The sequence below is a fragment of the Escherichia sp. WS1450 genome (genome assembly GCF_046487395.1).
Taxonomy (GTDB): domain Bacteria; phylum Pseudomonadota; class Gammaproteobacteria; order Enterobacterales; family Enterobacteriaceae; genus Escherichia; species Escherichia coli.
Map to the genome: position 1 here is coordinate 1 of NZ_JBJQJO010000138.1, position 827 is coordinate 827.

The window sequence follows — 827 nt, forward strand, 5'->3', positions numbered from 1 at the left end:
GAAGTAATAATACAGGAGAATAACAGAATGCTTAAAAGACGTGATGCTTTTTTAAAGAAAAGCGCGCTGGCAGTGAGTGTGGCCCTGCTGCTCTCGGCTCAGGCTCAGGCTGTTTTGACAGGGCCTGTTGATGGTAATTCTTCCAGCTTACTGATTGGAGAAAACTCTTTTATTACGAATTTAACTGGTACAGTTAATAACACTTTCCTTTTGGGAGGTGGCGCTTTTAACATGGATTCACCAGGAAGTCTTCAGTTTGGCTCTTTTTCGGAAGTGTATAATTCTCCACACAGTGTCACCCTGGGAAGGGATGCCGGTCAGGCTGAGTCAAAATATGGTGTTGCCATAGGTAAGAGCGCTGAGGTATTTAATTCACAGCATAGTGTTGCTATTGGGGGATGGGCTGGAATAGAAAATTCTTCAGGCTCTGTAGCTCTGGGCCATGGCTCACAGGTGTCGGGAGAAAATAACGTGGTATCTGTTGGTGCCGGGCCTGAGGGATATGGAAAGAGTGTCAAAGGAGCACCGGAAACCCGCCGGATTATAAATGTGTCTGATGGTATCAATAACACAGATGCAGCGACGGTAGGGCAACTGAATGAACGATTTGATGATGCACAGGTCTTTTTGTTGCAGACGAATGAAAGAATTGACGAGACAGATAAACGTCTTTCAACAGTTCATGCTGAACTCAGCAGGGATATTATTGCAGGCACATCGGCAGCGGTGACGTATACAGATGTAACAGCGCTTGCACTTCAGGATGAGATAAAGGATGGGACGAACAAAGTACGTGATGAACTGAAGGCAGAGGGAGACAGTCTGCG

The 827-nt window shown here is 46.1% G+C and carries 1 pseudogene; it reads left to right on the forward strand.

From position 1 onward, the window contains the following. Positions 1-27: 27 nt before the first annotated feature. Positions 28-827 (forward strand): annotated as a pseudogene (locus tag ACJHYR_RS27955) (immunoglobulin-binding protein); the annotation flags it as partial.